7 protein-coding genes are annotated in these 6110 nt (G+C 38.4%); 1 reads left to right on the forward strand and 6 read right to left on the reverse strand.

The annotated features are described in order from the left end of the window. Window positions 1-61: 61 nt before the first annotated feature. The 4 genes from yjjG to F607_RS0113715 form a co-directional block, all read right to left on the reverse strand. Window positions 62-751, reverse strand: a complete 690-nt coding sequence (gene yjjG / locus F607_RS0113700; RefSeq protein WP_027708537.1) for a pyrimidine 5'-nucleotidase — start codon at window positions 749-751, stop codon at window positions 62-64. A 439-nt stretch (window positions 752-1190) separates the two neighbouring features. Then, complete coding sequence (locus F607_RS0113705; RefSeq protein WP_027708538.1) at window positions 1191-1553, reverse strand: PilZ domain-containing protein; 363 nt, start codon at window positions 1551-1553, stop codon at window positions 1191-1193. Between the two features lie 331 nt (window positions 1554-1884). After that, the gene (locus F607_RS29735; protein ID WP_051311475.1) at window positions 1885-2247 is read right to left on the reverse strand and encodes an outer membrane protein assembly factor BamD; all 363 of its coding nucleotides are present in this window, start codon (window positions 2245-2247) and stop codon (window positions 1885-1887) included. Between the two features lie 240 nt (window positions 2248-2487). Beyond that, entirely contained in the window at window positions 2488-3459 is a 972-nt protein-coding gene (locus tag F607_RS0113715; RefSeq protein WP_027708539.1) for an OmpA family protein, read from the reverse strand. A gap of 178 nt (window positions 3460-3637) precedes the next feature. Between F607_RS0113715 and F607_RS0113720 the strand changes: the two genes are divergently transcribed. Beyond that, window positions 3638-4615, forward strand: coding sequence for a universal stress protein (locus F607_RS0113720; RefSeq protein WP_027708540.1), 978 nt, complete (start codon window positions 3638-3640; stop codon window positions 4613-4615). Window positions 4616-4711: 96 nt separating this feature from the next. Here F607_RS0113720 and F607_RS0113725 read toward each other — a convergent pair whose 3' ends face one another. Next, complete coding sequence (locus F607_RS0113725) at window positions 4712-5620, reverse strand: FHA domain-containing protein (RefSeq protein ID WP_027708541.1); 909 nt, start codon at window positions 5618-5620, stop codon at window positions 4712-4714. 246 nt (window positions 5621-5866) lie between these two features. Further along, the coding region (locus F607_RS0113730) for an IS30 family transposase (protein ID WP_027708542.1) at window positions 5867-6110 on the reverse strand (244 nt) is incomplete at its 5' end.

Consider the following 6110-nt stretch of genomic DNA (forward strand, 5'->3'; position numbering starts at 1 on the left):
TTTAATTTGCAAATACATAAGTTTGATACACGACAGGTATAGGACGAAGGGTTTATCACTGCTACTTATCTTGCTCTGCAAACAATAACTGTTCTAACTCTGGTAAAGACGAAACCTGATACCCAGGCGTAATAGCCTCAGGGGTCGGGTTTTCATGCACATTCAACCAACAAGTTTCAAATCCAGCATTTATACCACCCAGAATATCTGTATCTGGATTATCACCCACCATCAACACTTTGTTTCGTTCTGGTTGCCCCATGATAGATAAGGCATGCTCAAAAATAGCTTGATGAGGTTTAGCAAAACCCACCTGTTCAGAAATAACAAGTATATCAAAGTACTCTCTCAGTCCCAGCCGTTCTAAACGGATCTGTTGCAGCTCAGTAAATCCATTCGTGATTATGCCCAGCTTTACTTTCCCATAAAGTGCACTGACTAAACTATTCGCACCTTCCAAAGGCTTACAAATGTCAGCCATTGCAGATAAAAAAGCACTATTTAGGTCTTTGGATGAAACCCTTAACTGTTGAGCCCAGCTTGAAAAACGTTGATGCTGAAGTTCTTGAGCACTAATATCTCCGTTCTGATAATCTATCCAAAGTGGTTTATTGACTTCCTGATAGGCTAGATAATCATCAGCAGAAAACTCAACATCAAATTGCGCAAACATACGCTGTAGCCCACTGAATGCATCAAAGTGAAACAAAGTTTCGTCAGCATCGAACAAAATCCACTCATAGTGCTTCATTCTGTCTTTTACTCCATATTAACTTCATCACCCTCAAGGTATAACCTTCACGAATGATTTCTAGGTTTTGTTATCTTCACTCCTCACCCCAATCACCTATTAATATAGGCTCATGGGACTTCGTCACTCGATGGCCGCACCTAAAAACCATTCGTATTGGGTATAAGCGCCATATTAACACTATTTTTCAAAGGCAACAAAAGCACCCTGTTTTATCAAAGAATTATAATTAAACAACTAATCTACCGACTCACTAATCAAGCGTAGTTTACGATTAGTTAATAATAGAAGGTATTCAAGAAAACCAGACTATTTCTTAAATAGTGAAGTTTTCAAAAATAAGAAAAAAGAAATGTGAGCAATCAACTAAAATAGCAGAAAATTATTAATTAATATTTTTCGAGATAGATCCACCCCACAAGGTATCAAACACTGCAGACTAACGAAAGCTAAAAAACTCTCTGAGAGAGGATGCAAGATTAATAATACCTTGATCTGCTTCGACAATTTCAAAACCAGAATCAAAATACCTCTGATCGACATCTGGCTTGCTCCACTGGCTAACAGCTTTAAAGTCAATGTATACTTCTGTGGGGCTAACCTCATGTGGAATTTTAATACGCATTTCAAAAGACTCCCCCACCATAACAGGAATCTCGCTGATCAACATAAGTCCTTGAGCAGAAATATTCCCTATATACCCAATTGGACGATCAGTGAAACGATTATAAATTGTTAAATAAGCATTTAACTGGTGCCGTGTAATAGCACGCTGTTCTCTAGAAGGATACGCTTTACCCATCGCCGCTCAATACCAAAGTAATAAGCCCACCTCAAACTGCAACAAAAATACGCAAGCACCAATACAAAACAATAAGCATTTGCTTTAACTTATTCGTTTTTTAATGTCTTTCAATTACTGATCGATACATTAATGGATAAAAACTCAACAACGTATTTTATTGTTAATTTAAGGTATAAGACAATTTAGTTAAATATTAATGACGCATAGAATATACTATCGACCAAATTGCCAAAAGTGCAACTGATTTAATAGGCCAAGAAAACTATTTGAATTGATACACTAAAATTGAGTACACCTAATGTAAGAGATACATTTTGAGGCAGGTGTTTTATTTCAGAGGGTTTTGAGCACCACCAAGCACTTTCAATCTTGCTCTAGCTCTATATGCATATTCAGACTCAGGGTAAAGTTTTACAATATAACGGTAGGTTTCAACAGCATCCATAAGATAGCCTTGTCTCTCCAAGCATAATCCACGTAAAAAGGAGATCTCAGGCTGCATGTAGCGCCGCGCACGAATCATACGATCAACACGACTTAATGAGTGTAATGTTGCTACACAGTCGCCGCCATTATAATGCTCATAAGCTATATCTAACTGGTTGCTAATTCGATGTGTAGTACAAGCAGATGTGAAGCCAACAATCACTACAATACCACACCACTTATAACCTTGTGCTAGCAACCTCATAGTCAACCACCATCCCCATTAACGCCAAGACTGTTATAGGCATTATCGGAGTATAGTGCAAAAACTTTAGCGACTAGGCTAAATAGACAGCCCTACAGAACACACAACTATTTACTAGGAGTATCACGGAGTGGATATTCACTGGGAAAGTAATATAAATCAGACAGGACATAGAATAGCAAGGAGGGGGAAACAGGCTGGCACCTGAATACTCAGGTACCAGTGCTAACAAGATAGTGACTACTCAGTAATCACCTTTTTAACTTTTTCTACCGCTTTGATATTCGCGATTACACGGCGGTTACGCTGACGTCCTTCTGGCGAACCATTATCCGCAACAGGCTCAGATTCTCCTTTACCAATTGCAGTCAAACGTCCAGGTTGAATGCTATATTGCTCTATCAGCGCCTGACGCACTGCATCTGCACGAGACTGAGACAGCATGAGGTTATAGGCATCATTACCCACAGAGTCGGTATGTCCTTCAATAGTTACATGAATATTTGAGTAACGCTGTAAGAAAGAAGCAACTTTTTCCAGCTCAGGGTAAAACTCTGGCTTGATAACAGCTTTATCAAAGTCGAACTCAATATTCAAACGAATACTGACGGGCTTATCTACATAGATTTCTTTTGGCTGTGGAGCTGGTGGTGGTGGCTCTTGACGCACAATTTTACGTTTAGTTTCACCTAGTGCCAACTTCACAGAAAACATCACAGCCTGATCATGTGTTTCATTATCAAGGCTATAGTAATCACGTACATCTGCACGCAATGCCAAACGATCTGTTAGCTCACGCTCAACACCAACACCTAGGCCAAGTAATGTCTCATCATCAGTACCAGCATTGCTTGGATCAATGCGCATGTGAGCGGCACTGGCTAATGCATAAGGCTTCCATTTACCAACAGGGGCAATGTAATAAAGACTGTCTAAATGATACCACTTGGCATCAATACTGTTATCTAGTCCAGGGTTTTCAGTATCATTTATTTTACCGAACCCAAACTGAACAGCCAGATTGGAATTAATTTGATAACCAAAGTCTAAGCTGTAAAGGTAGTCATCTTCGATATCACGTTCATTATCAAAGAAATATTTGCCAAATGAAGGCGCTACATAAGCGTGTGGGACAACTTCCTCTTCAGCCACAACCGAATGGCTTGCTAGCGCAAAAATAACGCCTGTAGCAAACAAGGATAATTTTTTCATAAGCTTAAAACTTCTCCAGTACTATCACGTTTCTGTGAAAAATTATATTTAAACAATCTGCACAATAACAGTGAAATAATGTAACCTGATGGTAATAGTTAGACTTTTTTCTTAAATTTACACAACGTAAACTTTGTAAAAAAAATAAAACAATCACAGTTAAAATTTAAGGAATGGAATGCCTGTGTCTCAAGAATACTTAATGCAACATACAACAAAGCATGTGCTGTTATTCATTGATTTACATACAAATATTGCAACGACTATAGCAAAACTCTCACTCCTCCCCAAAAAAAACATAAAACAGGTCACCCTATTTTTGGAATACTATCAACACCACTTTTTTGTTCATCATTTTCTACCAAGCTCACTTCAAACTAAGCTGCATCAACAATGGAAAGTACAGCTTGAGCAACACATCAAACCACTCCTGAGCTGGTGTACCCAACATCAATACCACTATCAGATTATTTATGGAGAACACGCACACTCGCTTGAAGTACTCATTGACTTTATTCAAAGTCAGCACGTTGATCTTTATATAAAACCAACGTCTTATCATGAGCAAAAAGCTAACTTACTGAATCACAATGACATACACCTACTTAACATGTGTAGGGTTCCTTTTTTTATTTGTGATACGTCAACATCCGAAGGTGAACCTAAAAAAAATTCTCAGCCAACCTTGAATGTTCTGATTTGTGTAGATCCGTTACCTGATAATGATATGTTTTCTTTTGATAGCGCACACATCGAATATGCTGAGTCTTATTTTAATAAGTTACCGGTACAATTTCATGTCGTACATACGTATTCGCCCTTACCTGAAACAATAATATTGGAGACAGATCTAGTTACTGAATACAAAAACCATACTAAGGCTATGCTTCAACAACGACAAGAAGCGCTTATTAAACTGCAACAACAGTTTTCTATTATAAAGCACAGCAAGTGCTATATGTTACAAGGGATACCAGATTGTGTAATCCCCAAACTTGTTAACGAACTATACATCGACATCTGCCTATTAGGTTATCACCCACATAGCCACTGGCATCAAGCTATCCACGGAAATACGACCAAAAAACTTATTGAAAAAATGCAGTGTGATCTACTAATAAAACCAAACCAAAATCACAAAATAACTACAAACTAAATCAATACAGTCAAACTTATTGTAAGACAAAAGAAATACTTCGCGGTTTCGGATAATGTGTGGCTTCGTGCCACCATTTTTATTAGCGGGAAATATTTAATAGTGTAGAAACTTCATCACAAAAGGCTTAGCTAAGTTAAAAAGCCAATAACCTAAACCTCCACCTGAAACAATAACTGTCAGGATTGACCAGATTGGCAACTTGTTATTTTTAACCTCAGGTTTAGTAAAAAATTGTCCAGCCTTAGCGACATGCGCACTCTGGGACTGCTGGATGCTGTACTCTGGACTGCTACTCTCTCGTGATGTTGCTTCATCGGTTCCAGTTTTTTGTGTAGTACGCGTATACTCAACCTTAAGTGTTGACCGCCTTAGTGTATTATGCTGATTATCCGGTGGACCAATTATCATAAATTCTAACTGATCCAGCCTAATGCGATCCCCTGACCTTAAACGTTGCTCGGCAACAGGTTCATCATTAACAAAAGTACCATTGATTGAAGACAGATCTTTAATGTAAAGCACATCTTCCAACAGGCATAACTCAGCGTGCCGACGAGATAGATAGGGAGAGTTAATTTTAATATCACAGTCAATCGCCCTCCCTACCAATAAGGTATCATTTACTGGGTATGTCTTTTCTGGCAGGGAGCGATCGACAGCTTTAAAAAACCAACCACTTACCGCTTTTTTGGGGAGTTCAATGGGCGGTTGAATATATTTTGGATCACTTAATATAAGTTCAATATGACCCAGCTTAATAGTATCCCCTACTTTCAGCTGACAACTTGATACGACAGGTACATCGTTAACCCACGTAGTGCCCCGCTGAGTTAACTCAACGAGTGTCACGCGGTTATCTTTAACTATTAAATCAACATGCTCCGGTAAAATACTGGGATCTTTTATCACAAAGTCACAATCAGCATGACTGCCTATAGTAACGCGCTGGGAAACCAGCCACATCGATTGTTTGGTATGATATTTATAGCCCAGTTTTAACATGTATTGTTTTTCCAGCGAAGGTTACTTTATACCCATAACGAAGGAGTTTAGAGGTGCCTTTTAGTTTACTTAAAGTACTGCCCAATGATTATATTAATCAATAACTGCGTTAAAGAGTATAACAGTACTTTTTTCTCACTCTGCTAAGCACGCACTTAACAGTAATCAAAGCGGACTTCATAATAGTTTTTTTACAACAAAGTCTGCAAATTTTCTAGACTTGGTTTCAACTAATAAGTGCAATTCTTAATTAGCGAGTAAATCGACTCGCCACCCTAAAAACATTTCATTCGGTGATTTGAAATTCCTTGTTGCCCTCGGGCGTTCATTCAAACGATCCATTACAAACTGAATATCTTCATCACTCACTTTATTAAAATCCGTGTCCTTTGGAAAATACTGTCGTATCAAGCCATTCGTATTTTCATTCGTGCCACGTTCCCAGGATGCGTACGGATTAGCAAAGTAAATATCTGCTTCCAAACCCTCT

Origin of the sequence: Zooshikella ganghwensis DSM 15267 (assembly GCF_000428585.1) — a bacterium.
Taxonomy (GTDB): domain Bacteria; phylum Pseudomonadota; class Gammaproteobacteria; order Pseudomonadales; family Zooshikellaceae; genus Zooshikella; species Zooshikella ganghwensis.

Bases quoted from the DNA above. Each gene is read 5' to 3' on its own strand.
- F607_RS0113705 (WP_027708538.1), bottom strand. From the start codon at position 1,553: ATGGGTAAAGCGTATCCTTCTAGAGAACAGCGTGCTATTACACGGCAC.
- F607_RS0113715 (WP_027708539.1), bottom strand. From the start codon at position 3,459: ATGAAAAAATTATCCTTGTTTGCTACAGGCGTTATTTTTGCGCTAGCA.
- F607_RS0113725 (WP_027708541.1), bottom strand. From the start codon at position 5,620: ATGTTAAAACTGGGCTATAAATATCATACCAAACAATCGATGTGGCTG.
- yjjG (WP_027708537.1), bottom strand. From the start codon at position 751: ATGAAGCACTATGAGTGGATTTTGTTCGATGCTGACGAAACTTTGTTT.
- F607_RS0113720 (WP_027708540.1), top strand. From the start codon at position 3,638: ATGCCTGTGTCTCAAGAATACTTAATGCAACATACAACAAAGCATGTG.
- F607_RS29735 (WP_051311475.1), bottom strand. From the start codon at position 2,247: ATGAGGTTGCTAGCACAAGGTTATAAGTGGTGTGGTATTGTAGTGATT.